Annotated in this window: 31 protein-coding genes and 1 tRNA gene; 22 read left to right on the plus strand and 10 right to left on the minus strand. The window is 64.5% G+C overall.

Annotated features, from left to right (window positions below; translation table 11 throughout):
- Positions 1-72 precede the first annotated feature (72 nt).
- The 9 genes from ANI01nite_RS14105 (at position 73) to ANI01nite_RS14140 (ending at position 6,488) form a co-directional block, all read left to right on the plus strand.
- Positions 73-723 carry a GntR family transcriptional regulator gene (locus tag ANI01nite_RS14105; protein WP_141358714.1) on the plus strand — a complete coding sequence of 217 codons (651 nt, stop codon included), beginning with the start codon at positions 73-75 and terminating at the stop codon, positions 721-723.
- Positions 724-725: 2 nt separating this feature from the next.
- On the plus strand, positions 726-1,172 hold the full coding sequence (locus ANI01nite_RS14110; protein WP_141358716.1) for a hypothetical protein: 447 nt from the start codon (positions 726-728) through the stop codon (positions 1,170-1,172).
- 190 nt (positions 1,173-1,362) lie between these two features.
- A complete protein-coding gene (locus ANI01nite_RS14115; protein WP_141358718.1) occupies positions 1,363-2,760 on the plus strand; it encodes an MBL fold metallo-hydrolase in 1,398 nt (465 codons plus the stop codon).
- A gap of 32 nt (positions 2,761-2,792) precedes the next feature.
- Positions 2,793-3,398 (plus strand): rhodanese-like domain-containing protein, encoded by a 606-nt coding sequence (locus ANI01nite_RS14120; RefSeq protein WP_141358720.1) that lies wholly within the window; start codon positions 2,793-2,795, stop codon positions 3,396-3,398.
- A gap of 9 nt (positions 3,399-3,407) precedes the next feature.
- Entirely contained in the window at positions 3,408-4,295 is an 888-nt protein-coding gene (locus tag ANI01nite_RS14125; RefSeq protein ID WP_141358722.1) for a sulfite exporter TauE/SafE family protein, read from the plus strand.
- Positions 4,296-4,320: 25 nt separating this feature from the next.
- A complete protein-coding gene (trxA, locus tag ANI01nite_RS14130) occupies positions 4,321-4,692 on the plus strand; it encodes a thioredoxin (RefSeq protein WP_038993623.1) in 372 nt (123 codons plus the stop codon).
- A gap of 42 nt (positions 4,693-4,734) precedes the next feature.
- Positions 4,735-5,013, plus strand: coding sequence for a metal-sensitive transcriptional regulator (locus tag ANI01nite_RS14135; RefSeq protein ID WP_038993621.1), 279 nt, complete (start codon positions 4,735-4,737; stop codon positions 5,011-5,013).
- Positions 5,014-5,048: 35 nt separating this feature from the next.
- Positions 5,049-5,210 carry a DUF8730 family Cys-rich protein gene (locus ANI01nite_RS16770; protein WP_162989147.1) on the plus strand — a complete coding sequence of 54 codons (162 nt, stop codon included), beginning with the start codon at positions 5,049-5,051 and terminating at the stop codon, positions 5,208-5,210.
- 294 nt (positions 5,211-5,504) lie between these two features.
- Entirely contained in the window at positions 5,505-6,488 is a 984-nt protein-coding gene (locus tag ANI01nite_RS14140; RefSeq protein ID WP_141358724.1) for a diaminopimelate dehydrogenase, read from the plus strand.
- Here ANI01nite_RS14140 and ANI01nite_RS14145 read toward each other — a convergent pair.
- From ANI01nite_RS14145 to ANI01nite_RS14165, 5 genes are all read right to left on the minus strand, one after another.
- Positions 6,485-6,937: a pyrimidine dimer DNA glycosylase/endonuclease V gene (locus ANI01nite_RS14145; protein ID WP_066144603.1), complete on the minus strand. Its 453-nt coding sequence runs from the start codon at positions 6,935-6,937 to the stop codon at positions 6,485-6,487. The two genes, ANI01nite_RS14140 and ANI01nite_RS14145, sit on opposite strands and share 4 nt — an antisense overlap.
- A gap of 21 nt (positions 6,938-6,958) precedes the next feature.
- A complete protein-coding gene (locus ANI01nite_RS14150) occupies positions 6,959-7,372 on the minus strand; it encodes a DUF779 domain-containing protein (RefSeq protein ID WP_121865931.1) in 414 nt (137 codons plus the stop codon).
- A gap of 71 nt (positions 7,373-7,443) precedes the next feature.
- Entirely contained in the window at positions 7,444-8,469 is a 1,026-nt protein-coding gene (gene adhP, locus ANI01nite_RS14155; protein WP_066144596.1) for an alcohol dehydrogenase AdhP, read from the minus strand.
- Positions 8,470-8,634: 165 nt separating this feature from the next.
- Positions 8,635-10,158 carry an aldehyde dehydrogenase gene (gene adh, locus ANI01nite_RS14160; protein ID WP_141358726.1) on the minus strand — a complete coding sequence of 508 codons (1,524 nt, stop codon included), beginning with the start codon at positions 10,156-10,158 and terminating at the stop codon, positions 8,635-8,637.
- A gap of 123 nt (positions 10,159-10,281) precedes the next feature.
- On the minus strand, positions 10,282-11,193 hold the full coding sequence (locus ANI01nite_RS14165; RefSeq protein WP_255314550.1) for an EamA family transporter: 912 nt from the start codon (positions 11,191-11,193) through the stop codon (positions 10,282-10,284).
- An 84-nt stretch (positions 11,194-11,277) separates the two neighbouring features.
- Here ANI01nite_RS14165 and ANI01nite_RS14170 point away from each other — a divergent pair, with 84 nt between their 5' ends.
- On the plus strand, positions 11,278-12,177 hold the full coding sequence (locus ANI01nite_RS14170) for a LysR family transcriptional regulator (RefSeq protein ID WP_162989145.1): 900 nt from the start codon (positions 11,278-11,280) through the stop codon (positions 12,175-12,177).
- Between the two features lie 9 nt (positions 12,178-12,186).
- On the opposite strand, the gene ANI01nite_RS14175 is transcribed toward ANI01nite_RS14170, so the two are convergent.
- Entirely contained in the window at positions 12,187-13,407 is a 1,221-nt protein-coding gene (locus ANI01nite_RS14175) for a GAF domain-containing protein (RefSeq protein ID WP_141358728.1), read from the minus strand.
- A gap of 216 nt (positions 13,408-13,623) precedes the next feature.
- Here ANI01nite_RS14175 and ANI01nite_RS14180 point away from each other — a divergent pair, with 216 nt between their 5' ends.
- The 8 genes from ANI01nite_RS14180 to ANI01nite_RS14215 all read left to right on the plus strand — a co-directional run bounded on the left by ANI01nite_RS14180 (position 13,624) and on the right by ANI01nite_RS14215 (position 20,224).
- The gene (locus ANI01nite_RS14180) at positions 13,624-13,962 is read left to right on the plus strand and encodes an ArsR/SmtB family transcription factor (protein ID WP_038993615.1); all 339 of its coding nucleotides are present in this window, start codon (positions 13,624-13,626) and stop codon (positions 13,960-13,962) included.
- 11 nt (positions 13,963-13,973) lie between these two features.
- Positions 13,974-14,957, plus strand: a complete 984-nt coding sequence (locus ANI01nite_RS14185; protein WP_141358730.1) for an SRPBCC family protein — start codon at positions 13,974-13,976, stop codon at positions 14,955-14,957.
- Positions 14,958-15,013: 56 nt separating this feature from the next.
- Positions 15,014-15,715: a demethylmenaquinone methyltransferase gene (locus ANI01nite_RS14190; protein WP_038993613.1), complete on the plus strand. Its 702-nt coding sequence runs from the start codon at positions 15,014-15,016 to the stop codon at positions 15,713-15,715.
- Positions 15,716-15,871: 156 nt separating this feature from the next.
- Entirely contained in the window at positions 15,872-16,654 is a 783-nt protein-coding gene (locus ANI01nite_RS14195) for a CPBP family intramembrane glutamic endopeptidase (RefSeq protein WP_141358766.1), read from the plus strand.
- Positions 16,655-16,896: 242 nt separating this feature from the next.
- On the plus strand, positions 16,897-17,376 hold the full coding sequence (locus tag ANI01nite_RS14200) for a hypothetical protein (RefSeq protein WP_141358732.1): 480 nt from the start codon (positions 16,897-16,899) through the stop codon (positions 17,374-17,376).
- Between the two features lie 307 nt (positions 17,377-17,683).
- Positions 17,684-19,291, plus strand: a complete 1,608-nt coding sequence (locus ANI01nite_RS14205) for an ABC-F family ATP-binding cassette domain-containing protein (RefSeq protein ID WP_141358734.1) — start codon at positions 17,684-17,686, stop codon at positions 19,289-19,291.
- A gap of 72 nt (positions 19,292-19,363) precedes the next feature.
- Entirely contained in the window at positions 19,364-19,615 is a 252-nt protein-coding gene (locus tag ANI01nite_RS14210; RefSeq protein ID WP_038993609.1) for a hypothetical protein, read from the plus strand.
- Between the two features lie 18 nt (positions 19,616-19,633).
- The gene (locus ANI01nite_RS14215; protein WP_141358736.1) at positions 19,634-20,224 is read left to right on the plus strand and encodes a dienelactone hydrolase family protein; all 591 of its coding nucleotides are present in this window, start codon (positions 19,634-19,636) and stop codon (positions 20,222-20,224) included.
- 90 nt (positions 20,225-20,314) lie between these two features.
- On the opposite strand, the gene ANI01nite_RS14220 is transcribed toward ANI01nite_RS14215, so the two are convergent.
- Positions 20,315-20,387, minus strand: a tRNA-Lys gene (locus ANI01nite_RS14220).
- Between the two features lie 161 nt (positions 20,388-20,548).
- Between ANI01nite_RS14220 and ANI01nite_RS14225 the strand changes: the two genes are divergently transcribed.
- The 4 genes from ANI01nite_RS14225 (at position 20,549) to ANI01nite_RS14240 (ending at position 24,375) form a co-directional block, all read left to right on the plus strand.
- Entirely contained in the window at positions 20,549-21,214 is a 666-nt protein-coding gene (locus ANI01nite_RS14225; protein WP_073707958.1) for a hypothetical protein, read from the plus strand.
- Between the two features lie 108 nt (positions 21,215-21,322).
- Complete coding sequence (locus ANI01nite_RS14230) at positions 21,323-22,489, plus strand: MFS transporter (RefSeq protein ID WP_255314552.1); 1,167 nt, start codon at positions 21,323-21,325, stop codon at positions 22,487-22,489.
- Between the two features lie 238 nt (positions 22,490-22,727).
- Positions 22,728-23,342 carry a hypothetical protein gene (locus ANI01nite_RS14235; RefSeq protein WP_255314553.1) on the plus strand — a complete coding sequence of 205 codons (615 nt, stop codon included), beginning with the start codon at positions 22,728-22,730 and terminating at the stop codon, positions 23,340-23,342.
- A gap of 4 nt (positions 23,343-23,346) precedes the next feature.
- The gene (locus ANI01nite_RS14240; RefSeq protein ID WP_141358742.1) at positions 23,347-24,375 is read left to right on the plus strand and encodes an inorganic phosphate transporter; all 1,029 of its coding nucleotides are present in this window, start codon (positions 23,347-23,349) and stop codon (positions 24,373-24,375) included.
- Here the strand turns inward: ANI01nite_RS14240 and ANI01nite_RS14245 are convergent.
- The 3 genes from ANI01nite_RS14245 to pstB form a co-directional block, all read right to left on the minus strand.
- Complete coding sequence (locus ANI01nite_RS14245) at positions 24,372-24,569, minus strand: helix-turn-helix transcriptional regulator (protein ID WP_038993600.1); 198 nt, start codon at positions 24,567-24,569, stop codon at positions 24,372-24,374. The genes ANI01nite_RS14240 and ANI01nite_RS14245 overlap by 4 nt on opposite strands.
- An 82-nt stretch (positions 24,570-24,651) precedes the next feature.
- Positions 24,652-25,128, minus strand: a complete 477-nt coding sequence (locus ANI01nite_RS14250; protein ID WP_141358744.1) for a hypothetical protein — start codon at positions 25,126-25,128, stop codon at positions 24,652-24,654.
- A gap of 202 nt (positions 25,129-25,330) precedes the next feature.
- Entirely contained in the window at positions 25,331-26,110 is a 780-nt protein-coding gene (gene pstB, locus ANI01nite_RS14255) for a phosphate ABC transporter ATP-binding protein PstB (RefSeq protein WP_038993599.1), read from the minus strand.
- Positions 26,111-26,141: the final 31 nt, after the last annotated feature.

Consider the following 26,141-nt stretch of genomic DNA (forward strand, 5'->3'; position numbering starts at 1 on the left):
GTACACATGCCATAGTAGTACGATTCGTGGGATACTTGTTAGGGATATTTTTCGCGGCTCGAAAGGACCCTTGTGGCAGCCCGTTTAGGTGTCGTTTCCGTAGTCCAGGCGGTCATCCGGTCACTGCGCGCCCGGATTTTCAGCGGCGAACTGGCACCCGGCACCCCGCTGGCCGAGGTCGATGTCGCCGCGCAATACGAAGTTGCCCGTCCAACCGCCAAGGCCGCACTGGAGAACCTTGTCGCAAGCGGCCTGCTGACCCGCAATGCGCACCAGACCGCAAGGGTCACGCTGCTCTCCGCGCGCGATGCGCTCGATATCTACCGCACCCGCGCCATCATCGAAGCAGAGGCCGTGCGCCTGCTGGCCGCCCTACGCGAGGTCCCGTCCGAGGCGCGGGAAGCCAATGCGGAAATCACCGAACTGGTCGGCGCCTCGCCGATCGACATCATCGATCCCGACATCCGCTTCCATGCCGCCCTGGTCCAGGCGCTCGGCTCGCGGCGCACCAGCGCAATCTACGCGCAGCTGACCGACGAGATCCGCCTGTGCATGACCCACGTGCAGGATGCCACGCTGCTGTCCACCAAGGACATTGCCGCCGAGCACGCACGGCTGCTGCAGCTGATCTCCGAGGGCGAGACGGCCGCCGCCGCGAAGGTGCTGGAAGAACACCTGCGCACCGCCAGCAACAAGCTGGCCGAGCATTTGGAGAGCCTGTAGGCATGGGACTGTTCAGCCGGAAGCCGCAGGTCAGCTTCGATCAGATCGACTCGCTCCTGTCGCGGATCCCGGATCTGCAACTGGGCGCGGTGAAGTTCTCGGCGCACACGCTCGCAGCCGGCTGGAGGAAGACCACTCCCAAACCGGGCATCGACCTGACTACGTGCGGGCTGACCGGCTGGCTGGAGCTTGAAGAAACCCTGCGCTTCACCGAGGGCACGCTGTCGGTGCATGAAACCTGGACCGGCTCGCCCGCACTGTTCTTCATCTCCACCCCGGCGAGCGCTCCGGCGGATTCCGCAGCCGGCGGAGCGCTGGCCGGCGTTCCCGAAGATCACGCGGGCATCCTGCATCCCGGCGAGGACGGAAATCTTCAGCTTCTTGCCACCCTGGACCCGGTGCAGCTGGGGCAGCTGGACCGGTGGATGCGCACCTTCCCGAGGCTGTAGCGCCCTTCCCCGGCCCGCAGGAAGGCTCCGCTCTGCATACCACCTCCTGACGCGGCATTTTCCACCAGATTCCACCACCATCAGCACAGTCATTCGACACGCCTTCACGCATACCCCCACCCCTATTTTTGACATACCCCCGGGGGTATAGTTTAGGGTAGTTCCAGACACCCCCACGAAAGGACATCCCATGCTTCTGGAACGCTTCTACGACGAAGACCTGGCGCAGGCCAGCTACTTCATCGGCTGCCAGGCCAAGGGCGAGGCGATCGTCGTCGATGCCCGCCGCGACATCTCCGAGTACCTGGCGCTGGCCGCCAAGCACGGGATGCGCATTGTTGCGGTGACCGAAACGCACATCCACGCCGACTACCTCTCCGGCACCCGCGAACTGGCCGCCGCCACCGGAGCGGCCACCTACGTCTCGGGCGAGGGCGGGGCCGACTGGCAGTACGGTTTCGAGGCCGAACGCCTGATGGACAAGGACACCATCGCCCTGGGCAATATCACCGTGACCGCGCGCCACACCCCGGGCCACACCCCGGAGCACCTCTCGTTCCTCATCACCGACGGCGCCTTCAGCGACCAGCCCGGCTACATGCTCTCCGGCGACTTCATCTTCGCCGGCGACCTGGGCCGCCCGGACCTGCTGGACGAGGCGGCCGGCGGCGTGGACACCCGCTTCGCCGGGGCCAAGCAGCTCTTCGCCTCGCTGAAGAACGTCTTCCTGCAGCTGCCCGACCACATCCAGGTCTACCCGGGCCACGGTTCGGGCAGCGCCTGCGGCAAGGCGCTGGGCGCCGTGCCCTCCACCACCGTGGGCTACGAACGCAACTTCGCCTGGTGGGGCAGCTACCTGGCGAGCAACGACGAGGCAGGCTTCATCGCCGAGCTGCTCGACGGCCAGCCCGACGCCCACGCCTACTTCGCCCGCATGAAGCGCCAGAACCGCGATGGCGCCAAGGTGCTCGGCCCCCTGCCCGAGCTCGTCGAGTTCACGGCGGAGCAGATCATCGAGCAGACCGCCTCGAATGACGCGGTCTTCGTCGACACCCGCGGACACCTGGCAGTGGCTGAGGGTACCGTCGCCGGCGCGCTGGCCATCCCCGCCATCGCCAAGATGGCGAACTTCGGAGCTTGGGCCTTCGACCCGGAAGCCGATGATCGCCAGCTGATCCTGTTCGCCGAGGACCTTCACGCAGCGCGGCAGATGCGCGATCACCTGATGCGCGTGGGCATCGACGCGGTGTCCGGCTACACCACCAGCCTCGAGGGGCTGCCGGCCTTCACCCCGCCAAGCGTGGCCCCGGCCGAGCTGGAGCACTTCGAGCACGCACTGCTGCTGGACGTGCGCAACCGCAGCGAGTTCGCCGCCGGCGCCATCCCGAACGCCAAGCACATCTCGGGCGGGCGCGCCCTGTGGTCCCTCGACGTACTGCCGGCCGAGGGCAAGATCGTCACCTACTGCCAGAGCGGACTGCGAAACTCGATCGTCGCCAGCGCCCTGCGCGACGCCGGATACGACGTAATCGAGCTGGCCGGAAGCTATGCCGGCTGGGCCGCAGCCATGCACAAGACCAACGCCTGACCCATCCCGAACCCCAAGGAAGCACCCGAAATATGAGCACCCCCATCAACGTCATGGACGCCGCGACCCTGGAGAACCTGCTGGCCGCCGAGGATTCGGCCGTCGCAGTCCTGGATGTGCGCACCCCTGCGGAATTCGAATCCGTGCACATCCCCGGCTCGTACAACCTGCCGCTGGACTTGGTAGCGGAACATGCCTACGACGTGACCCGCAAGCTGGCCAAGCAGATCGTGCTGGTCTGCCAGTCGGGCACCCGCGCCGGGCAGGCGCAGCAGAAGCTGGCCGACCTCCAGATCGAATCCGGCAGCGTGCTGGATGGCGGCATCTCCGCCTGGGAGAAGTCCGGCGGCGAGGTGGTGCGCAGCACCCAGCGCTGGGCCATGGACCGCCAGGTTCGCATGACCGCAGGCTCGCTGGTGCTGCTGGGCTTCATCGGCTCCAAGCTGGCCAGCCCCAAGCTCGGCTACCTGTCCGCGGGCATCGGAGCGGGCCTGGTCTACTCCGCGGCCAGCAACTCCTGCGCCATGGCCAGCGTGCTGTCCAAGATGCCGTGGAACAAGGCAAGCACCAATGGCAAGGCCAACCCGCTGGCGCAGATCCCCAATGCCGGGCAGCAGCTGAACCCGCACGGCAAGTAGGCGCGGGCAGTGGAACCACTTTTGATTCTGGTCCTGGCCCTGTCAGTCGTCGTCGGCCTTGCCCTGGGCCTGCTCGGTGGCGGCGGTTCCATCCTGATGGTTCCACTGCTCACCTACGTGGCGGGGATGGACGCCAAGCAGGCCATCACCACCTCGCTGTTCGTGGTGGGCGCGACCTCGCTGGCCAGCCTGCTGCCGCATGCGCGGGCCCGCAATGTCCGCTGGGCCGCAGGCCTGGTCTTCGCCGCTTCGAGCATGAGCGGCGCGCTGCTCGGCGGCCTGGCCAGCGCCGCCATTCCCGGTGGCGTTCTGATGGCGGCCTTCGCCATCATCATGCTGGCCAGCGCCCGGAACATGATCCGCGGACGGAAGAAGGACAACGATGCCGCGGCCAAGGGGCGGTCGCTGCTGCTGTACATTCCCGTCGGACTGGCAGTCGGCATGGTTACCGGATTGGTGGGGGCCGGCGGCGGATTCCTCATCGTTCCGGCCCTGGTGCTGCTGGCAGGGGTGCAGATGAAGCACGCGGTCGGCACGTCCTTGCTGGTCATCTCGCTGAATTCGGCCTCCGGAATGCTGGGGCACCTGAATTCCACTTCGGTCAACTGGCCGTTGGCGCTGTCCATTACCGCGGCGGCGATCATCGGCTCGCTGGTCGGGGCACGGCTGACCGCCCGGGTCCCGGAGCAGAAGCTGCGCCGGGGATTCGGCTATTTCGTCCTGGCCATGGGCATCTTCGTCCTGTCCCAGGAACTGCCGAATCCGGCAGGACTCGTCCTTGCCAGTGCCGCCACGGTCGTCGCCGTTGCCTGGGTGCTGTGCACCAAGGTCCCGGCGCTGGCCGTCATCTGCCCCTGGCGCAAAGCCCCCGCTGGCCCGGCCCCGACTGCGGGCTAGCTCGCATCTACCCATAGGAATACCCATGAAACCGCTAGAATTGACCGAGACGAACTTCGCTGAAACCGTCAAGTCCTCCCAGATGCTGCTGGTCGACTTCTGGGCAGCCTGGTGCGGCCCGTGCCGCAACTTCGCGCCCGTCTTCGACACCGCGGCCGGCCTGCACGAGGACGTGGTCTTCGGCAAGGTCAACACCGAGACGCAGCAGGACTTGGCGGCCGCCGCCCAGATCACTTCCATCCCGACGCTGATGGCATTCAAGGACGGCGTGCTGGTTTACTCCCAGCCCGGCGCACTGGATTCCCGAGGCCTGGAAGAATTGGTCGTCTCGCTGAAGAACCTGGACATGGACGCCGTGCACGCCGAACTGGCCGCCGCTCAGACGTCCGAGCCATAACCCCGGGGTCCGCCCCACGGTCTTTTCGAAATGGAGCACATCATGCGCAATGCGGATGAAGCCACACGCAAGCGAATCCTGAACCGCCTGAAGCGGGCCCGCGGCCAGCTAGATGCCGTCATCAACTCGGTGGAGGGCGACGGCAAATGCCGCGATGTGGTGACCCAGCTTTCCGCCGTATCCACCGCGCTGGACCGCGCAGGATTCGCCATCGTTTCCTCGGCCATGCAGCACTGCCTGGTTGATCCGGAGCAGACCGCCGAAGCCGAAGACGGCTTGACCATCGAGGAGCTGGAAAAGCTCTTCCTTTCACTTTCATAGATCTACGGCTATCACGCCAGAAAAGGAGGCACCCGATGTGCCGACAGGTTTCCTGCAAGAAATGCGGCAAGACCACATGGGCCGGTTGCGGCCAGCACGTTGATTCGGTCATGCGCGGCGTTCCCGCCCGCGACCGCTGCCAGGGCCACGAGAACGAGCAGAAAACCGGCTTCTTCAGCCGCCTGTTCGGCCGCTAGAACCTGCCTTCGCCCCCGCCCATCCACCACAGATGCCTGCGCGGGGGCCGCAGCAGCTCGCGTTGTTCACACAATGGTTCCGATAAGCCAACCATTGTGGCAACGATGAGCCGTGGCAGTTGCCTGCCCGTTCAGGATACCCAGGCGACATAGTCAGCTCGCATTTACCCAGTGTCAGAGTTCTTTGGAATAATCCGAGGTAATGACCATGCGCGTGCTGCAGATCGGATGCTCCGCGGGTCAGCGAGGCATCCGGCACCGCGCTCCGGCTGACCCCAAAGGAATCCCATCATCATGACCTCTAAAATCCGTATTGGCATTGCCGGCTACGGCAACCTCGGCCGCGGCGTGCAGGCCGCGATCGCGAAGAACCCGGACATGGAGCTGGTCGGCGTCTACACCCGACGCGACCCGCAGGACCTGCAGCTGGCCAGCCCGGCACCGCGTTTCGCCATCGCCGATCTTCAGCAGCACACCGGCCAGATCGACGTCCTCATCCTGTGCGGCGGCTCGAAGTCGGACCTGCCGGAGCAGGGCCCGAAGTACGCGGCGCTGTACAACACGGTGGACAGCTTCGACACCCACGCGCGCATACCCGAGTACTTCGAAACCGTGGACGTCCCGGCCAAGGCCGCCGGCAAGACCGCGCTGATTTCCTCGGGCTGGGATCCGGGAATGTTCTCGATCAACCGCGTGTACGGCGAGACGCTGCTGCCCGACGGGGAGACCTACACCTTCTGGGGCCGCGGCCTGAGCCAGGGGCACTCGGATGCGGTGCGCCGCGTGCCGGGTGTCGCCGCCGGCGTGCAGTACACGATGCCCAGCCAGGAAGCGATCGACCGCGTGCGGGCCGGCGAGCGCCCGGCCCTGGGCACCCGCGAAAAGCACCAGCGCGAATGCTTCGTGGTACTCGAGGACGGCGCGGACGCCGAGGCGGTGCGCGAAGCGATCGTCACCATGGAGCACTACTTCGACCAGTACGACACCACGGTTGAATTCATCGACGAGCAGACCCTGGCGGCCGAGCATTCGGCGATGCCGCACGGCGGTTTCGTGATCCGCTCGGGCAACACCAGCGATGCGCAGAAGCAGGTCATCGAGTATTCCCTGGCGCTGGGCTCGAACCCCGAGTTCACTTCCAGCGTGCTGGTGGCCTACGCCCGCGCCGTGCACCGCATGAACCAGGCCGGGATCACCGGCGCACAGACTGTCTACGATGTGGCCCCGGGGCTGCTCTCGCCGAAGTCGGCGGCGCAGCTGCGCGCGGAACTGCTCTAGGAAGCGGCCAGCGGGTCCTTCTCCCAGGACTCCACCGGTCCCGGGACCTGCACGAACAGCGGATGCAGGGCCAGCTGGCCGGCTGGTTCCAGGCGGACGATGCGCGCAGGATCCCGGACGGTCAGCTTGCGCAGCAGGTGTTCGCGCTCGAAGCGCACCTGCCCGCCGGTGACCGGGATCTTCTGCAGCTGCGCGGGGGCTGCCGGATGCAGGATCTTGGCGGCGTCGAAGCGATAGCCCCGGGCATCGGCCTCGTCTAGCAAGCCCTGCAGGTAGCCGCCCAGATGCACCAGCGGAGCGGGCTGCGCCTTGAACCGCAGCAGCTGCGGGTGCTCCGTGTACCCCTTGGTCTGGCCCGCCAGCGCCTTCTGCGCCAGCAGGGTTTCACGCCAGCAGGCGACGAGCCCTTTGGCGTCGAGCAGTGAGGGGTGCAGGGACCAGAGGCGCATAGGCCCAGACTAGTGCCAGTGCTAGCCGGCAGGGAATTCGATGATCTCGCTGCGGATCAAGAAGCGCTTGCCTTCCGGCGCCTCCACGGAGAAGCCGGAGCCCCGGCCGTTGACCACGTCGACGGTCAGCTTGGTGTGCTTCCAGTATTCGAACTGCTCCTTGGACATCCAGAAGTCGATCTCGCCCAAAGCGGTGCCCTCGGCATCGTCCAGGGAGAGCACCCCGAGCAGGATGTCCGATCCGCCGGTGCGGAATTCGCCGGCCGGATAGCACATCGGCGAGGACCCGTCGCAGCAGCCGCCGGACTGGTGGAACATCAGCGGGCCATGGATCCCCCACAGCTTGCGCAGCAGCTGAAGGGCGTCGGAGGTGAAAGCCACCCGGGAGAAATCCTCTCCCTCGATGGCGGCGCGCGTTTCGGTGACGGTGCTCATGGCCTGCTCCTGTTCATGGTGGGCCGCTGCGCGCGGCCCGGCCGGAAGCTCCCGCCGGGCCGCGCACCGGGCTATGCAGTGTAGTCGATGACGACGCGCCCGTCGATCTTGGCGTGGCGCATCTCGTCGAATACGGCGTTGATGTCCTCCAGCGGACGGGTGTGGAAGGTCGGCTTGATCTTGCCGGCCGCATAGAAGTCCAGTGCCTCGATCATGTCCTGGCGGGTGCCGACGATCGAGCCGCGGATGGTCAGGCCCTTGAGCACGATGTCGAAGATCGGTGCCGGGAAGTCGCCGGCGGGAAGGCCGTTGAACACGATCGTTCCCCCGCGCCGGGTCATGCCAATGGCCTGCCCGAATGCTGCCGGGTGCACCGCTGTGACCAGCACCCCGTGGGTCCCGCCGATCTTCTCCTGGATCACCGCGGCAGGGTCCTGCGCGAACGCGTTCACCGTCAGCTCCGCCCCGTGCTTGGTGGCCAGCGCGAGCTTGTCGTCGGCCACGTCGATCGCGACCACGCGCATGCCCATGGCCACCGCATACTGCACCGCGATGTGCCCCAGCCCGCCGATGCCGGAGATCGCGACCCACTGGCCCGGGCGCACCCCGGTCATCTTCAACCCCTTGTAGACGGTCACCCCCGCGCAGAGCACCGGGGCGATCTCGTGCGGGTCGGAGCCCTCGGGAATGCGGGCGGCGAATTTCGCGTCCACCAGCATGTACTGGCCGAAGGAGCCGTCCATCGAGTAGCCGCCGTTGGACTGGGATTCGCACAGCGTCTCCCAGCCGGTGCGGCAGTATTCGCAGCTGCCGCAGGCGCTGGCCAGCCAGGCGTTGCCGACCACATCGCCCTCTTCGACCTCGGTGACGCCCTCGCCGACGGCGACGACGGTGCCCACGCCCTCGTGCCCGGGGATCAGCGGAAGCTTCGGCTTGACCGGCCAGTCGCCCTCTGCGGCGTGCAGGTCGGTGTGGCAGACGCCGGAGGCGATGAGCTTGACCAGGGCCTGGCCCGGTCCGGGCTGCGGGATCGGGGTATCCCCGACCGTCAGTTCATCGCTGAAGTTCTCGACTATTGCGGCTTTCATGGTACTCATGTACGTTGTCCTTTGCATGGCTTCAAAGGCGCGCGACACCCTTGCGGGTCCGGGAAATGAGGCCAATCGTGCCCCGGACGCGGTCCTGGGCGGACCGCGCGCCTTTGAAGTTCGTGGGATGGATTTCCGAACCGGGCGGTTCGGGTGGAATGGTGCTTCCCCGGCTTAGAAGAAGCCGAGCTTGTCCTCCGAGTAGGAGACCAGCAGGTTCTTGGTTTGCTGGTAGTGGTCCAGCATCATCAGGTGGTTTTCCCGTCCGATGCCCGAGGACTTGTATCCTCCGAAGGCGGAGTGCGCCGGGTAGGCGTGGTACTGGTTGACCCACACGCGGCCTGCCTGGATGGCTCGGCCGGCGCGGTAGGCCACGTTGCCGTTGCGGCTCCACACGCCCGATCCCAGGCCGTACAGCGTGTCATTGGCGATGGAGATCGCGTCGTCGTAGTCCTTGAACTTGGTCACCGCGACCACCGGCCCGAAAATCTCCTCCTGGAAGATGCGCATGTCGTTGGTGCCTTCGAAGATGGTCGGCTGCACATAGTAGCCGCCCGAGAGTTCCCCGCCCAGATCCGCGCGCCCGCCGCCGAGCAGCACCTTGGCCCCCTCGGACTTGCCGATGTCCATGTAGGAGAGGATCTTCTCCAGCTGGTCGTTGGATGCCTGGGCACCCATCATGGTGCCGGTGTCCAGCGGGTTGCCCTGCTTGATGGCCTTGGTGCGGGCCACGACGTCCCCCATGAAGCGGTCGTAGATGCTTTCCTGGACCAGCGCACGCGATGGGCAGGTGCACACTTCGCCCTGGTTCAGCGCGAACAGGGTGAATCCTTCCTGCGCCTTGTCGTAGAAGGCGTCGTCCTTGGCGGCGATGTCCTCGAAGAAGATGTTCGGGGACTTGCCGCCCAGTTCCAGGGTGACCGGGATCAGGTTTTCCGAGGCGTACTGCATGATCAGCCGGCCGGTGGTGGTTTCGCCGGTGAAGGCGATCTTGCGGATGCGCTTGTTGGAGGCCAGCGGCTTGCCGCATTCCACGCCGAAGCCGTTGATGACGTTCAGCACGCCGGCCGGCAGCAGGTCGCCGATCAGTTCCATCAGCACCAGGATGCTGGCCGGGGTCTGCTCGGCTGGCTTGAGCACGATCGCGTTGCCGGCGGCCAGGGCCGGTGCGAGCTTCCAGACTGCCATGAGCAGCGGGAAGTTCCACGGTATGATCTGCCCGACCACGCCCAGCGGCTCGTGGAAGTGGTAGGCGGTGGTGTTGTCGTCAAGCTGGGAGAGGCTGCCTTCCTGGGCGCGGATGGCGCCGGCGAAGTAGCGGAAGTGGTCGACCGCCAGCGGCAGGTCGGCGTTCAGGCACTCGCGGATCGCCTTGCCGTTATCCCAGGTTTCGGCGACGGCAAGCTTTTCGAGGTTCTCCTCGATGCGGTCGGCGATCTTGTTCAGGATGACTGCGCGTTCTGCCGGGCTGGTCTTGCCCCAGGCCGGTGCCGCCGCATGCGCCGCGTCCAGCGCGACTTCGACATCTTCTGCGGTGGATCGGGCCACCTCGCAGAAGACCTTGCCGGTGACCGGGGTGATGTTCTCGAAGTACATGCCCTTGATCGGGGCCACCCATTCGCCGCCGATGTAGTTCTCGTAGCGTGGCTTGAAATCTACCAGCGCCCCATCGGTATTCGGATTTGCGTAAACCGCCATTGCTCCACGTCTCCTTCATCGGATGTCCTGGCCGCGATTGCCTCATCGCGGAACCTTGAATGTGACTCTAGTCACCCAAAGGTTGCAGGAAGGTTGCAGCGTTCCGGGCCGGCGGAACGGGCCTCAGCCGGGCTGGCGAGCCGGCGCTGCCGGCTGCAGTTCGCGCTCGGCGCCAGCCGGGTCGCGCCGCCCGGTCCGCGCCGCTCCGATGCCTGCGGCGATCACCAGCACAAGCCCGGCGAGTGCCGCAATGCTTGGCACCTGGTGCAGGAAGACCACACCGACGGTGGCGGCGATTGCCGGTTCCAGGCACATCAGGGTGCCGAAAGCCGAGGCGGCCAGGCGGCGCAGGGCCAGCAGCTCCAGGCAGAAGGGCACGACGGGAAGCAGCAGGGCCAAGCCCAGGCCGATGGCCAGCACCGGCAGGTCCAGCCGCCCCGCTACCCCTGGGCCAACCACCAGGGTGGCGGCCAGGGCCGCGGCTGGCATCGATACCGACAGGGCCCCGACCCCGTCCACCGCATCTCCGGCGCGCTGGGTCAGCAGCACATATGCCGCCCAGCAGACGGCCCCGCCCAGGGCATAGAGCACGCCGACCAGGTCGGCCGATCCGCTCCAGGGTTCGGTCAGGCCCAGCACCCCGGCCGCCGCGGCCAAGGCCCACCAGCGCCCGGCACCCCTCCCCTGGACCAGCGCCACGGCCAGCGGCCCGGTGAATTCCAGGGCGCTGGCGGTGCCCAGCGGGATCGTCTCGACGGCACGCATGAAGGAGAGCGTCATGCCTGCGGTAGCCAGCCCCAGCAGCGCGCACATCACCAGCGTGGAGCGGCTGAAGCGCAGCCGCCAGGGCCGGGCGAAGGCCACGAGGATCACCGCGGCCCAGGCCAGCCGCAGCCATGCCACGCCGTCGGAGCCCAGAGTTGCGGCCAGGCCGATGGAGGCAGCCAGCCCGAGCTGGACGCAGCTCATCGAGGCCACGGCCATCAGCGATCCGGCACCAGCTGAATTCACGGCGCGCACAGGGGTTGAAGTCATGGATCCAGTAGAGACCACCCAGGCCATCCATGTCCACGCGAGAATTATCGACATATCGTTCAAGATTCATGGACAATGTTCTCCATGGAAACCCGCCGCCTGCAATACCTGTACGAGCTGTCCCGCACCGGTTCGATGCGGGCGGTGGCGGACGTGCTGGGCACCACCACCTCAACGGTCTCCCAGCAAATCGCACAGCTCTCCCGGGAGGTCGGCGTCAAGCTGCTGGCACCCGACGGCCGCGGGGTGCGGTTGACACCAGCCGGCCGCCGGCTCGCCGAGCATGCCCGCGGCATCCTCGGTGCAGTGGATGCCGCCCGGCTGGATCTGGATCCCGAGGCTGCGCCGTCGGGCACGGTGCGGGTTGCGGGTTTCGCCACGGCCATCCGCACCACCTTGATGCCGATCATCCAGCAGCTGGCCAGCGACCACCCGGCGGTGCAGATCGTGGTGCTTGAGCTGGAACCTGCCGAGGCGCTCCAACGGCTGGCCGCCGACGACATCGATCTGGCCCTGACCTACGACTACAACCTGGCCCCGGACACGATCGGCCCGGAAGTCGACACCCTTCAGCTGTGGAGCACCCCCTGGGGACTGGGTGTTCCCGCGGCCGATGCAGCGCGCCTGGGCGCAGGAGCGCTGCCGGAAGCGGCTGGCGTGCTGGCAGCCTTCCGGGAACGGGATTGGATCGGCAACTCGCGCAATATCGCCGACGAGACGGTGCTGCGCCTGCTGTCTTCGATGACCGGCTTCAGCCCGCGGGTGCGCCACCACGCCGACAGCCTCGACCTGGTCGAGGACCTGGTCCTCGCCGGGATGGGGGTAGGGCTGCTGCCCGAGAACCGTCCCGCACGCGAAGGGCTGTCAATCCTGCCGCTGCACCGGCCAGATTTGCGGCTGCGGGCCTTCGCCCGGACGCGTGCCGGACGCAGCGCGTGGCCGGCACTGGCCCTGGTGCTGCAGAAGATGCGCGAACTGCGATAATCCGGGACCTCAGGATTCGAGTTCCTGGACCTCGGCAACGATCAACGAGCGCGCCGGCGACTGCGCAGGAAGCTCGCGCAGGGCTGCCCGCAACAGGTCCGAGTCGGCCAGCTGGCGACCCAGGTTCAGCAGCTGCCGGGCGGTGCCGCGGTCCAGCGCCATTTCGCGCAGCGCCGCTTCCATCCGGTGCAGCAGTGCCACGATGCCAGGTGCTTGGGAGCGGGCCAGCAGTCCCGGCGAGTACAACGGCAGGGCGGCTTCGAGTTCGCCGGCTTCCAGTGCTTGCCTGAGCCGGCCCAAGGTCGTCTGCAGGTCCCATTGCAGGCGGTAGGGGCGCGAGGTCAGGTTGCGGCCCGGGGAACCCGCAAGCACCTTGCGCAGCCTGACGATTTCGGCGCGGACGGTGCCTTCGGCCGCGGCATCCGGGCGCTCGAACAGCTCCTCGACCAGCTGCGCGGTGCTCAGGCCTTCGCGGTAATGCGCCAGCAGCGTCAGGATCTCCGCATGACGCAGGGATACGGGCGTCGAGCCGAGGTGGGCCCCGTCACTGCGCCCCAAGTCCAGGTAGTCGGGGTCGGCCACGACGCCGGCGCCGGGCAGGAGCAGCTGCGTTTCCGCGGCCATGACCGCGGCTTGCAGCAGCGGCAGCGAGTGCGTGGCAATGGCCTCCGGGCCGCCGGTCAGGTCTATTGCGCCAATGACCTGGCCCGTGCGCGGATCGCGAATCGGCACCGCAGAGCAGCTGAAGCGGTGGGCCTGCTCGTAGAGGTGCTCAGCACCAGAGACTTGCGAACCGGCGCCCGTTGCCAGCGCCATCCCCGGCGCGGACGTGCCCACGCTCTTCTCGGCCCAGTCGGCACCTGCCATGAATCCCACGCCTTCGGCTTGGCTCATGGCCCCATTTCCACCCGCTACCCACAGCAAGGTTCCACCTGCATCAGCAAGGGCGACCAGGAGATTGGCGTCCATGGCGGACGGGACCAGGAGTTTTTCGAAAACTGGCCAGATCCGCTGGAGTTCGCTTCGTTCGCGCGCCAGACGCAAATGGTCATCGCTCAGTACCGACGGGACACGCAGGTCAGCGGAGCTTTCCAATGATCGCTTCCAGGAATCCCGCACATCCTGACGCAATGGGAGATCGGCAACGCCGGCTCCGCTGGAGCCCAAGAGCTCATGAGCATGCTGGGCGCGACGCGATGCGCCAGGCCAATCAATGGAGAACCCACTCATGCAATCTCCTCGCTAGCAAGGCTCGATTTCCGCCGTTCCCACAAGCCTAGGCGACGGGCGGTGCCTTGAGAAGAGTCCCCGCTGCCGCACAAAGATTGATAGTGGACAATTCACCTTATTGACTGGAAAAGGGGGTGAAAAGTCAACCAGAATGTTTTCCATCTTTTCCCGAATGCCCCTTTACCTGCTGCGAGGGAGAGAGTAATATACAACCAAATGGTTGTATATGAGCTGAGCGAAGAACAGGTAAACAAGGTCTTCCGCGCCTTGGCAGATGCCACACGAAGGGACATCGTGCGGCGGACGCTTCACGCCGAGATCAGCATTTCGGATCTGGCGGCAAGCTACGACATGTCTTTTGCAGCAGTGCAGAAGCACGTTGCCGCCCTGGAAGCCGCAGGCCTGGTCAGGAAAATCGCACGTGGCCGCGAACGCATAGTCCGCGGCCAGCCGGACACCATCCGGCACGCACAAGAACTACTTTCTTCCTTGGAGGAAATCTGGCGCCAGCGCATCAGCCGGCTCGACGATTTCCTTGCCTCCGAGGACACCTAAGGAGCATTCCCATGCCCGTCACGTCCATTGATAAAGATGTCCAGTCCTTGACGCTCACCGTCCACGCAGAATTCCCGGTCAGCGTGGCCCGGCTCTGGGACGCCTACCTCGACCCGCGCCAGATTGACAAGTTCTGGGGCCCGGTAGAGTACCCGGCCACCTTCACTCGCCACGACGCCGCCGCCGGAGGCTACTCGAACTATCACATGACCTCGCCCGAAGGCGAACAGTTCCACGGATACTGGCACTGGCAGGAAGTGGTCGACCAGAAATTCTTCGAGGTCATCGATGGTTTCGCGCACAATGACGGCAGCCCGAACGCCAAGTTGCCCACTTCGCGGCTGGTTTTCACCTTCGACCCGCTGCCCGAAGGCACGAAGCTCACGGTCACCGGAACCTATGATTCGGCGGCGGACCTGGAACAGGTCGTCGCAATGGGAATGATCGACGGAACACGCTCGGCCATGAGCCAGATCGAGCAGGTGCTCATCGACCTGCGGGACTACGCGCAGAACTTCGCCACCGAAGCCGAACTGCTCAACGACACGCAGGTTCGCGTCAGCCGCCTGGTCCGCGGCACCCGCCAGCAGGTCTGGGACGCCCACCACGACCCGGAACTGGTCAAGCGCTGGCAATACGGACCCGATGGCTGGAAGATGACCAAATGCGAGCTGGCTCCCGGCGTCGGCGAGAGCTACCTGCTGTGGTGGGCCCCTGACGATGGCAGCAAGGGATTCGGATTCAGCGGAAAGATCCTCGAACGCGTTGAGGGCCACTACGAAGCGAGCACCGAGCAGCTCGAAGGCGGAGAGGAAATGCTCGGTTCCGGCGTACCCGGATCCGTCAACCAGCTGACGTTCACCAGCACCACCGGCGGCACCTTGGTGACCACCTTGATCACCTACCGCGACAAGGCCGCTCGCGACACGATGCTCGCCACCGGAATGGCCGATGGCATGGAAGCCAGCTACGCCCGGCTGGAATCGATTCTCTAAGCGATTCGCCCCACATCCGGCGCCTTGGCGCGCGCATATATGAAAGACTTAGACCCATGAGTTCTCAGAATGCGCGCGCAGGCCTGGATAAGCAGGCCGATCAGGTTCAGGACATGTTTGACAAGCTGGCTCCTCGCTACGACTTGCTCAATACCTTGATGACCGGCGGCATCGTGAACTACTGGCGCAAGATCACCACCGAGGCGATCGCGCCGAAGCCCGGCGAGCGCATTCTCGACCTGGCTGCAGGTACCGGCACCTCCTCGGTCCCGCTGGCCGAAGCCGGCGCAAAAGTGACCGCCTGCGACATGTCCAACGGCATGCTCGCCGAGGGCCGCAAGCGCTACCCGCAGCTGGACTTCGTGTACGGCGACGCCCATGAGCTTCCTTTCGAAGATGACACCTTTGACGCTGTGACCATTTCCTATGGCCTGCGCAATATCGATGACACCGAGAAGGCGCTGTCGGAAATGCGCCGCGTGACCAAGCCCGGCGGCCGCATCGTCGTCGCCGAGTTCTCCACCCCGACCGTCACCCCGGTCAAGGTGGCCTACCAGCAGTTCCTGCCGCGCGTCATCCCTGCGCTGGGCTACTTGGTGTCGCCTAACCCTTCCGCCTATGCCTACTTGGCTGAGTCCATTGCCGCCTGGCCAGACCAGGAAAAGCTGGGCGCCAAGTTCGTCAACGTCGGCTGGAAGAACGTGGAATACCGGAACCTGACCGGCGGCATCGTCGCCGTTCACCGCGCTTGGAAGTAGAGTTTCTGCAAAGTTTTCTTTTGGCCTGCATCCATCGGATGCGGGCCAAACGACTTTAAGCGGCTCATGCGCGAACCTGGACGGTGTTATTCTTCCAGCTCAGCTGGCATGCTTGTGTCCGTGAGCCAGACCTCGACCGAATCGCAGCGTTGCACGATGAGCTGGAAGCTGCTGCCTGCCGCCATGCTCTCGGCTTCCGCAGCGCTGCTCTTCGGCACCGGCAACGCTCTTGTTGGCTACGGCTTGCTGGCGCTGAGCCTGCTGTGCGCAGCTCTCATCGACCGCAGGCTCGCCCAGCATCTGTCAATGATCGCGGCAGGGCTGGTGATCATCAGCCTGGTTCCGCTCAACGCGGACCTGAGCCTGGGCCACATGGCGCAGATGGGCACGGCGCTGGCAGCGGCGGTCCTGCTGCCCTGGCTGATTTCGCGATTCGCCTTGCGGGAGCAAATTATCAAGTTCCCTGTGAACACCGGTCGCAAGTGGCCGTTGGCAGCGAAACTGTATCTGCTGGCAGTGGTGGCGCTGGGCTTCCTCGTTCTGCCGGTGTATCTGATCAGCACCGGCGTCTATCAGAACTGGCCAGACGCCTCGGACCCAGCGATCTTCTGGCGGCTCTTCATCGGAGTCAACTCAGTGGGCATCTGGGACGAGCTGTTCTTCATCTGCACGGCATTCGCCTTGCTGCGCAAGCACTTTCCCGACTGGCAGGCCAATATCCTGCAAGCGGTGATCTTCTCCTCTTTCCTGTGGGAGATCGGCTACCAATCCTGGGGCCCGTTGCTGACCTTCCCCTTCGCCCTGCTGCAGGGCTATACCTTCAAGCTGACGAAGTCCTTGTCCTATGTCGTAAGTGTGCATCTGATCTTCGACCTTGTCCTGTTCCTCGCGCTGGTCCACGCGCACAACCGGGAATGGCTCCCGGTCTTCATGTACTGAGGGGCTAATTCCTGTTTTCCGCCCTGCTACCCTCATTGGCATGGACACCTGCCAAGCCAGCCAATGCCCCTGCGCCGATTCTGAACGGCGCAGCTTGTTCATTTCGGCTACCGGCTTCGGTATCCTTATTCCGGCTCCCCTGCGACCGTGAGCCAGACCACGAGCGGATCGCCGCGTTGCACGATCCACGGGAAACTGCTGGCAGCCAATAGGCGCCCAGGACCTCTAAGGGCGGATCGGCTATGAGTGATTTCGACGAAAAGGGATTCCACTACGCGCCGCTGCACGGCGAGTACGAGTCTGGAACTTTTCCCGTGCTGCCGCATACGATGGTTAGCACTCTGAATGCAATGTCGATTGCAGCGGTCTGCGACATGGATGAGACCCTGACGGACAATTTGAGGCCAAGCATCAGCGTGAAAATCACGCAATGCATTTTGATGAGCGATGGGTCGATGATCAGTTTGGATCTGGATCGTGGCTTCACAGCCATATCCCATGGGCCCGGGCCCGCCAGGTGGAGGCGGTCGTCAGATGAGCTGATTGCCGAGATTCTTGATTTGGTGCGGATCGATGACCCGGAAAGGTCCGGGGATCATCCGTGGGACGAAATTGCCGCTGCCGCCCAACGACGTGGTATCGATATTGATGCTGCAACATTGAAGCAGATGCCCTACCAGGTCTTGCTCAGCGACAGGGTGATCCGAACGTTTGAGATCTAGAACTTTGGGGCCTGTTCCCTACCGTCGACCTTGCCCTGTTCCTAACGCTGGTCCACGCGCACAACCAGGAGTGGATGCCAGTCTTCTTGCGCTGAGGGGTTAATTCCTGTTTTCCTCCCTGCTACACTCTTTGGCATGGATACCTACTAAGCCAGCCAATGACCCTGCACCGATTCTGTACGGTGCAACTTGTTCATTTCGGCTACCGGCTTCGGTATCCTTTTCTTTTCCGGCCCCTCTTCGAGGTTGAGCCATTTCTGTGATCCCCCAAGTCGGCAGCCCCTTCGCATTAGCGGGAGGAACCTGCATGCCTTTGACACCACCCATTACCCTGAACCATCTCAGCTTCGCCTGGCCCTCGGGAGAAATCGCCCTGGCCAACTTGGACGGCACTTTTCCCTCCGGGCGGACCGGGCTGATCGGCGCCAATGGCAGCGGCAAATCGACGTTGCTGAAACTGATCGCCGGGCAGCTGCACCCAACCAGCGGAACGGCGGAATCGAGCGCACCGCTGAGCTACCTTCCGCAAACGCTGGCTTTGGAACAGGACGCTACTGTCGCCGAGCTGCTCGGGATACAGCGGATCCTTGCAGCCTTGGAAGCCATCGAGTCCGGCAGTGTGGACCCAGCGCATTTCGACGCGGTGGGTGCCAACTGGGATGTGGAAGCCCGGGTCCGCGCCGAACTGGAGCCGCTGGGATTCGGCGGCCTGGATCTGGGCCGGAAGGCATCCACGCTATCGGGCGGCGAAGCGATGCTGCTGGCAGTGACCGGGCTGCGCATCGCCGATTCACCCATCACCTTGCTCGACGAGCCGACGAATAACCTCGATCGTCCCACCCGCGAATTGCTCTACGAGCTGGTCCTCACGTGGAAGGGCACGCTGGTCGTGGTGAGCCACGATATCGAGCTGCTCGAGCTCATGGAGCACACGGTGGAGCTCTACGACGGGAAGCTCAGCGTTTACGGAGGGCCCTACAGCGCATATCGCGAGCAGCTGGAAACCGAGCAGCTGGCAGCCGAGCAGGCAGCCAGAACCGCCCAGGCCTCGCTGAAGGTGGAAAAGCGCCAGCGCGTCGAAGCCGAAACCAAGTTGGCCCGTGCCAAGCGTAAGGGGCGGGCCACCCAGCTTTCCGGGGGCATGCCGAAGATCCTGGCGAACCATCTTCGCCAGAAATCAGAGGCAAACGCCGGGAAGATGCGATCGCACCTGGATGGCAAGGTCGATTCCGCCCAAGCACGGCTCGACGAAGCCGATCAGCGGGTACGCCAGGTCGAGCACATCAATATCGAGTTGCCAGATCCGAAGCTGCCCGCCGGCAAGCAGGTTGCCGTGCTGGGTTCAGCGCAAGACCCGTTCATCATCCAGGGAGCCGAACGCGTAGGACTTGTCGGACCCAACGGTTCGGGGAAAACCACGCTGCTCAGGCAGATGCTCGCAGGCGTTGCTCCGGGCAGCGGTTTGGGCGGAAAGCTTTTCGTGGACCGGGTCGGGTATCTGCCACAGCGCCTGGAAGGCCTGGACGGCCAGCTGAGCGCCATGGAGAATGTGGCGTCGGTGGCTCCAACGGCAACCGCGAACGACGTGCGCCAGATGCTTGCCCGGCTGCTGCTGCGCGGGGCCAGCGCCGACCGTCCCTTGGCGGCGCTCTCGGGCGGCGAGCGCTTCAGGGTCTACCTGGCGACGCTGCTGCTCGCGGAACCCACACCGCAGCTGCTGATCCTCGACGAGCCCACGAATAATCTGGATGTGGACAGCGTGCGCCAGCTCAGCGAGGCGCTCGGTGCCTACAAGGGTGCGTTGCTGGTAGTCAGCCACGATCAGCATTTCCTGTCGCAGCTGGATCTGGACTATTTGCTGGAAACCGGTCCCGGGGGAACCTTGGCGAAATCCTATCCGGATCCGGTTCGATAACCCCACGGCGGTGCGCTGCCGGTCTAGACTTGTTCAAAGCACACCGCCGAGGACCCCGAAAGCAAGTTGAACATGTCCTATCCCCAGCGCACCGTCGAAGTCGTCAACACCGGCCTCGTGATCGACCAGTCCGCGACCCTGCTCTGGCAGGACATCAAACGAGCCTTCATCTATGAAACGGGTTCCGGCCAGGAGGCGCTCACCTGCGCAGAATTCATGCTGGTTGAGGGTTACAGCGTGGAAATCAATAGCCAGATGCCCGGCTGGGACGTGGCCATTGAGCACCTGCCGCGGCGCATTGAGAACCTGGTCGACGAACGCTAGCAACCAATAGGAGCACCCATGGCTACGATCGTTCTTTTCCATCACGTCCAGGGCCTGACCCCTGGGGTGCAGCAGATGGCCGCTGAATTGCGCGCGGCCGGCCACACGGTGCACCCGGTGGACCTGTACGCCGGCAAGCTGCCCAAGGATTTCGACACGGGCATGCGCATGGCGGGCAAGATGACCGAGGACAAGATCCAGGAACGCGTCGACAAGCTCTTCGCCAAGCTGCCCGAAGAGCTGGTATACATCGGCACTTCGTGGGGTGCCGCGCTGGCCCAGCAGTGCGCGCAGCAACGCCCCGGCGCCGTCGCCGCGGTCCTGCTGGAATCCTTTGTGGACTTGGAAGCCGAGTGGAGCTTCGGGCCGTGGCCGGAAGGCGTGCCGGTGCAGATCCACGGCATGGACCAGGATCCGTTCTTCGCGAAGGAAGGCGATCTGGAAGCAGCGCAACGCTTCGTCAGCAATGAGGGCGCAGGGCTCGCCGAGCTGTTCACCTACCCTGGCGACAAGCACCTGTTCACCGACAGCTCGCTGCGCTCGCATGACCCGGAAGCCCGCGCATTGGTGATGGAGCGCATCATCAAATTCCTGGAGCGCTACGTTTAGCAGGAGGGGCAGCCCGGCGGTTCCATGCTGGACAATGAATTGAAAAACCGGACCCGGCTTGCGTCTGCAAGCCGGGTCCGGTTCACTCTGTGCGCCCTGCGGGGATCGAACCCGCGACCAATGGATTAAAAGTCCAGTGCTCTACCAGCTGAGCTAAAGGCGCACGGCACAAGGCCAAAATCCATACTACCTGATGGACCGGCATGATCATTAATCGGCGTATTCCGCACCGTGGCATCCCGTAATTCCCGCTTGATCTTGGGGTTTGCAAGCTAAATCACCTTGTTGGCTGAGAACTCAGGTTCAGCGAGTATTCTGGAGCGCATGAGAGGTGCACGTGCAGGATCAAAAGTAGCCCAGGATGCGGGGTTCCGCCATCACAAGCCACGCCCCTTCGCCCCGGCAGATTTCGAGCCCTATGAAGGAGGCGCTGACCCGGCGCGCGTCTCCGAGGCCGCTCATCTGTCTGCCCAGGCTTTCGTGCAACGAGGCATTGCCAACAACGACCCCGAAGTTTCACGCCGGCTGATCGCCGTTGCCGAGGAAGAGGGCTTGGAGGTGCTCGCTGAGCTGTGGAGCGAAGCTCCCGCCCACTCCCTGCCCGGCGCGCTGTGGCGCCTGTATGCGGTACGCGCGGCCACCATGGGCAAGCCGGAAGTGCACGCGGCACGGTTCCAGGCCGGAGCCCACCGTGCCCAGGTCGAACGCATCGTCGCCGGGGTGGCCGAACCGCCGACCGCCGAAGAAATGAAGAAGATGACCGGGTCGATTCTCTCCGGCGCCTTCAACGGAGACTTCGCCCACGCCCTGGAACGCACTGCCGCCTATTGCCGGGTCGTGGCCCTGGGCATGACCGAGCATGCCGATGCCGCAGATTTCTCCAACAGCGACCGGGGAACGAAGCTGACGCAGCAGGCCAAGGCGCTGACGGCTACGGCCGCTGATCTGGAAGTCTGCGCCCGGTTGTGGCGCCAGGACGCATTGGACTGAAAGGCGCTCCCGCGCCATTAGGATGGATTGAGGAAGTTACCCCTCAATTCTAGGCAGGTGGGTGTGGGCGCCGCATCGAGGACCGACTCTTCAGGACTCGTACGCTGGTTGCTGATCTTGATCGCAACGGCGCTGCTGTCCCAAACGGCGCTGAACCTCATCCGGCCGGTCACCACTTACAAGCTCATCTCCTTTGGCTCCGGCGCGTTTACCGTCGGCGTGGTGACTGCCGCCTATGCAATCCTTCCGTTGTTCACCGCGATGATGCTGGGCCGGGTCAGTTCGCGCATCCGCAGGATCCGCTTCCTGATGGTTGCCGGCGTCGCCCTCCTGGCCGCTGGCGGCATCGGCATCAATTTCTCGCCGAATGCGCTGACCGTTGCCCTGTCCAGTGCCGTGCTGGGGCTTGGGCATTTGATGTTCACCATTGGCGGGCAATCGTCCATTGCCCGGTTCTTCCCCGACAGCGATCTGGACAAGGGCTTCGGCTGGTTCACTGCCGCCTATGCCGCTGGGCAATTCATCGGGCCGCTGATCGGCGGAATGGTGCTCGGCTCCGGCACCGACGCGCTCTCCGCCGAGCGTGTTGCCGATATCAGCCTGTCGCTGTGGATTGCCGCCGGGTGCTCGCTGCTGGCTGTCCCCTTCCTGCTTCCGAGCTGGCAACCGAAGATCTCCAAAACGGCGTCGCAGACCCGGCCGCCGAAGTCCAAGGCCTCCATTCCCTCGGTCCTGCGCATCAAGGGCATGGCCTCGCACATGTTCGCTTCGATGACCCTGCTGGCGATGCTGGACATCCTCACCGCATTTTTGCCGCTGGTGGCGGAGAAACATGGCGTCACACCGGAAGATGTTGGTGTGCTTTTGGCCATTCGAGGTTTCGCTTCGGTTATTTCGCGGCTGTTCATCCCGAAGCTCTCGGCCCACTTCGAACGCAACCACCTGCTGGTCACCAGCTTGTGGGCTTCGGGCGTTGCCATCGCCCTGGCGCCGGTGTTCATCGATTCGCTCTGGGCTGCCGGGGTGGCGCTGCTGGTCGGCGGCTTCTTCCTGGGCCTGGGCCAGCCGATGACCATGACGATGATTTCCACGTCGGTGCCGGCGGTGGACCGCGGCGCGGCATTAGCCGTCAGGCTCATGGGAAACCGGGTCGGACAAGTAGCTTTGCCGATTATCTCAAGTACTGTCGCTGCTGGGTTGGGTCCCGCTGGCGCGATCTGGTTCTGCTGCGCACTGCTCTGCTTGAGCGGAGCCGAAAAGAGCCTGCGCCGGTAGCGTGATAAACCGCACGAGCACCGCCCTGGCGGTTGACAGCGCACCGGTCAGGCGAGAACACTAGATAACGGTGCCGGGCTGCTGGTAACCCCGGGCTCCAAAATTCTGCCGCTTCGAGCGGCCTTCCGCCGAGAGGCGTTCCCAGTCCGGCACCATCACGTACCCGGCGTTAACTTCCGCGTCGTAAACTGTTCTGCGTTGGTACCAATAACAGTCGAATCGAATGGTGCGCCGAAAAGTGAAGTTCCAGATCTTTCCCTCCGCCTCGCGCGGCATCGAGTTGCTGTGCGGGTTGGCCACGACCATTCGCACCTCCGTTGCCAATGTCGCCGAGATGATCGGCTCACCCGACACCCGTGCAGATCAGCTGCGGGATTTGGCTGCCGCGGAAGCCGAGGCCTCCGACCTGGTGCACGCGGTGCTCACCCACCTGCGCACCAGCTATATCAGTCCGCTTCCCCGCGAAGACATGTACACCCTCTCGCGTTTGCTGCACGAGACCATGGAACACCTGCGCGGCACCGGCGAGCTGATCATGACCGTTGGCTCCACCCCGCTCTCCGAGCGTTCCTCGGAGCAGCTTGAACTCATTTCGCAGCTGGCCGAACTGGCCTCCGATTCGGTCCAGCGCCTGCACAACCTCGATGACCTGGAAGACAACTGGCTGCAGATGCTGCAGTTCTCCAAGCGCGCGGCGCGCACCCACCTGGTGTGGGTCAACGAGATCTCGAAGTTCGCCAAGGCAGGCACGATCCACCGCCACCAGCGCGTGGCCGACCACCTGATGCTCACGGCCAACACCCTGCGCCAGTTTGCCGACCACCTCGGTCGCGTGCTGGTGAAGGAGTCCTAGGGACATGACCATCCTTTCGGTCCTCACCGGAATCGCGATCGTCCTCACGCTGGGCTATGGCGTGCTCAACGGCTTCAGGGATGCCTCCACCGCGGTTGCGGCCTCGGTGCGCACCAGGGCGCTGCGCCCGGCCATAGCGGTCTCCGTGGCGGCAGTATTCGCCTTCCTCGGCACCCTAGCCACCTCGGGGCTGAGCGTGGCGCTGGTGGACAAGCTGAACTTCAACGTCCCCGATGGCGTCGTCGGCTTGAAGCTGCTGATCTGCGGCCTGCTGACCGCCGGCGCCTGGGGACTGTATTGCTGGTGGCGCGGCTTGCCGGTCAGTTCCACCCACGCGTTGTTCTCCGGACTGGTGGGCGCCAGCGGCGCCTCGGCCTTCATGGGCGACCTGCCGATGTCCGGTGCCTGGGGGCTGCTGCTCGGCTCGGTGCTTCTGCCGTTGCTGATCACCCCGGTGATTGCCTACCTGCTGTCCTACGTGCTGGTGATTCCGGCGACCTGGCTGATGCGCCATAATTCCTCGGGTTCGGTCAACAACGGCTCGCGCGCAGGCCAAGCCATTGCCGCCTGTGCGGTAGCGCTGGGGCTGGGGCTGCAAGATGGCCAGCGCACCGGCGCGATGATCGCACTGGTGCTGATCACCGGGCATGCGATGGACCCGGGACCCGTGACCTGGGCCATCCAGCTGGCCGCCGGCACGGCGCTGGGCCTCGGCGTGCTCCTAGGCGGATGGCGCATCACCTACACGCTCGGCCGCCGGCTGGTGAACTTCGATCCGCTGCGCGGCATGATCGCCCAAGGCGTGGCCGCGGCCATGCTGTTCCTCGGCTCGCTGGTCCTGCACCTGCCGCTGTCCACCACGCAGGCGGTCACCAGCGGCATCGTCGGCGCCGGCAATAACCAGGCTTTCGAATCGGTGGTGTGGCGCAATGTCACCAAGGTGCTGCTGCACTGGGTGCTGACCCCGGTGGTCTGCGTTGCCTGCGGCGCGATCCTCACGCTGGCGGTGCATCCGCTGCTGGGCAACGCCTAGTTTTCGCCCGGAACGAAGAGGTCTTCGATCCTGCAGCCGAAGACCGCAGATAGCTTGAAGGCCAGCGGCAAGGACGGATCGTAGCGGCCCTTTTCGAGCGAGATGACAGTTTGGCGCGAGACGCCGAGCAGGTCCGCCAATGCCTGCTGGGAGAACCCGCGTTCCCTGCGGTATTCACTGAGATTGTTCTCCATTAGCTTTCGGCTCGCTTACTCGGTTGCACAAAGCGCGAGCGGGCCGATGCTACGGCGCGGGAATCGGAATCGCGCTTGTGCATCAGCCTTCCACCTTCTTGATCACCAGGTAGCGCACGAGCACGTCTACGGCAGCCAGCAGAACGACCCCGACAAGCAGCATCACCGGTTCTACGTCAATGCGCAGCAAACCCAGCGCCATGGCGCCCAATCCGCACAGGGCGATCAGATCATGAAATGCTCCGAAAGCCGCCTTTTCGTACCATTTTCCCTCGATGGATGATTCCGGATCCCGCACGGCTCCGGCCAGAGTATCCCTGTCCAGCATGAATACCCAGCACAAGGCGGACGCAGCGGGCAGCATCAGCAGTGCAAAGACCAGTCCGGACAGCATCTTGCGCTGCTGATCGGCTTCGGGGCCGAATGTCCACCAGATCAGCGCCATGGCAGCGCAGAGCACCAGCCCCCCGAGCAGTGACAGGATGATCAGCAGGGCTGTCGATCCGCCGAATCGCGAACGACCCCATTTGCTTTGGCCAACTGACTCTTTTGAATCCACCACTGCCCCCTTTCCGATAAATGTAAACCTCACTTTACTGACAAGGTCGCTTTACAGTCAAGGGAGCTTTACGTGAATGGTTAAAGTGCAGCGGCGCACCGCAATCGGTGCGCCGCTGGCGGTGATCCCCTCCAGGATCCCCGGAAGACCCCCCTTCCGGTCCGTCTACCATCCGCTCAAGGAGCGGCGGTAGCCGAAATCTTTATCCGAAGCGTCCGGAGACGTAATCCTCGGTGGCCTTCTGCTCCGGGTTGGAGAAGATGGCTGCGGTGTCGTTGTACTCGATGAGCTTGCCCGGCTTGCCGGTGCCGGCGATGTTGAAGAATGCGGTCTTGTCGCTCACGCGGGCGGCCTGCTGCATGTTGTGGGTCACGATCACCACGGTGTAGTCGTTCTTCAGCTCGTTGATCAGGTCCTCGATGGCCAGGGTGGATATCGGGTCCAGTGCCGAGCACGGCTCGTCCATCAGGATCACGTCGGGCTTGACCGCAATGGTGCGGGCAATGCACAGGCGCTGCTGCTGGCCGCCGGAAAGGCCCGAGCCCGGCTTGTCCAGGCGGTCCTTGACCTCATTCCAGAGGTTTGCGCCGCGCAGCGACTTCTCCACCAGCGCGTCGGCGTCGGACTTGGAGATCTTCTTGCCGTTCAGCTTCACGCCGGCCAGCACGTTGTCCTTGATGGACATGGTCGGGAACGGGTTGGGGCGCTGGAAGACCATGCCGATCTGGCTGCGCACGGTCACCGGGTCCACGCCCGCGCCGTACAGGTCGTCGCCGTCCAGCAGGACCTGGCCCTCGACGCGGCCTCCGGGGATGACCTCGTGCATGCGGTTCAGGGTGCGCAGGAAGGTGGACTTGCCGCAACCCGATGGGCCGATGAATGCGGTAACCGACTTCGGCTCGATGTTGATCGAGACGCCTTCAACGGCGAGGAACTTGGAGTAGTAGACGTTCAGGTCATTGACGTCGATGCGTTTTGCCATGATGTAATCCTTGAAAAAGTTTGGGTTTGTC

This window comes from Glutamicibacter nicotianae, from assembly GCF_006539525.1.
In the GTDB taxonomy this organism is placed as follows: Bacteria; Actinomycetota; Actinomycetes; order Actinomycetales; family Micrococcaceae; genus Glutamicibacter; species Glutamicibacter nicotianae.

Bases quoted from the DNA above. Each gene is read 5' to 3' on its own strand.
- ANI01nite_RS14215 (WP_141358736.1), top strand. From the start codon at position 19,634: ATGGCTACGATCGTTCTTTTCCATCACGTCCAGGGCCTGACCCCTGGG.
- ANI01nite_RS14200 (WP_141358732.1), top strand. From the start codon at position 16,897: ATGAGTGATTTCGACGAAAAGGGATTCCACTACGCGCCGCTGCACGGC.
- ANI01nite_RS14165 (WP_255314550.1), bottom strand. From the start codon at position 11,193: ATGACTTCAACCCCTGTGCGCGCCGTGAATTCAGCTGGTGCCGGATCG.
- ANI01nite_RS14140 (WP_141358724.1), top strand. From the start codon at position 5,505: ATGACCTCTAAAATCCGTATTGGCATTGCCGGCTACGGCAACCTCGGC.
- ANI01nite_RS14190 (WP_038993613.1), top strand. From the start codon at position 15,014: ATGAGTTCTCAGAATGCGCGCGCAGGCCTGGATAAGCAGGCCGATCAG.
- ANI01nite_RS14175 (WP_141358728.1), bottom strand. From the start codon at position 13,407: ATGAGTGGGTTCTCCATTGATTGGCCTGGCGCATCGCGTCGCGCCCAG.
- adhP (WP_066144596.1), bottom strand. From the start codon at position 8,469: ATGAGTACCATGAAAGCCGCAATAGTCGAGAACTTCAGCGATGAACTG.
- ANI01nite_RS14205 (WP_141358734.1), top strand. From the start codon at position 17,684: ATGCCTTTGACACCACCCATTACCCTGAACCATCTCAGCTTCGCCTGG.
- ANI01nite_RS14120 (WP_141358720.1), top strand. From the start codon at position 2,793: ATGAGCACCCCCATCAACGTCATGGACGCCGCGACCCTGGAGAACCTG.
- adh (WP_141358726.1), bottom strand. From the start codon at position 10,158: ATGGCGGTTTACGCAAATCCGAATACCGATGGGGCGCTGGTAGATTTC.
- ANI01nite_RS14245 (WP_038993600.1), bottom strand. From the start codon at position 24,569: ATGGAGAACAATCTCAGTGAATACCGCAGGGAACGCGGGTTCTCCCAG.
- ANI01nite_RS14170 (WP_162989145.1), top strand. From the start codon at position 11,278: ATGGAAACCCGCCGCCTGCAATACCTGTACGAGCTGTCCCGCACCGGT.
- ANI01nite_RS14180 (WP_038993615.1), top strand. From the start codon at position 13,624: ATGGTTGTATATGAGCTGAGCGAAGAACAGGTAAACAAGGTCTTCCGC.
- ANI01nite_RS14135 (WP_038993621.1), top strand. From the start codon at position 4,735: ATGCGCAATGCGGATGAAGCCACACGCAAGCGAATCCTGAACCGCCTG.
- ANI01nite_RS14110 (WP_141358716.1), top strand. From the start codon at position 726: ATGGGACTGTTCAGCCGGAAGCCGCAGGTCAGCTTCGATCAGATCGAC.
- ANI01nite_RS14210 (WP_038993609.1), top strand. From the start codon at position 19,364: ATGTCCTATCCCCAGCGCACCGTCGAAGTCGTCAACACCGGCCTCGTG.
- trxA (WP_038993623.1), top strand. From the start codon at position 4,321: ATGAAACCGCTAGAATTGACCGAGACGAACTTCGCTGAAACCGTCAAG.
- ANI01nite_RS14240 (WP_141358742.1), top strand. From the start codon at position 23,347: ATGACCATCCTTTCGGTCCTCACCGGAATCGCGATCGTCCTCACGCTG.
- pstB (WP_038993599.1), bottom strand. From the start codon at position 26,110: ATGGCAAAACGCATCGACGTCAATGACCTGAACGTCTACTACTCCAAG.
- ANI01nite_RS14225 (WP_073707958.1), top strand. From the start codon at position 20,549: ATGAGAGGTGCACGTGCAGGATCAAAAGTAGCCCAGGATGCGGGGTTC.
- ANI01nite_RS14195 (WP_141358766.1), top strand. From the start codon at position 15,872: ATGAGCTGGAAGCTGCTGCCTGCCGCCATGCTCTCGGCTTCCGCAGCG.
- ANI01nite_RS16770 (WP_162989147.1), top strand. From the start codon at position 5,049: ATGTGCCGACAGGTTTCCTGCAAGAAATGCGGCAAGACCACATGGGCC.
- ANI01nite_RS14185 (WP_141358730.1), top strand. From the start codon at position 13,974: ATGCCCGTCACGTCCATTGATAAAGATGTCCAGTCCTTGACGCTCACC.
- ANI01nite_RS14150 (WP_121865931.1), bottom strand. From the start codon at position 7,372: ATGAGCACCGTCACCGAAACGCGCGCCGCCATCGAGGGAGAGGATTTC.
- ANI01nite_RS14145 (WP_066144603.1), bottom strand. From the start codon at position 6,937: ATGCGCCTCTGGTCCCTGCACCCCTCACTGCTCGACGCCAAAGGGCTC.
- ANI01nite_RS14115 (WP_141358718.1), top strand. From the start codon at position 1,363: ATGCTTCTGGAACGCTTCTACGACGAAGACCTGGCGCAGGCCAGCTAC.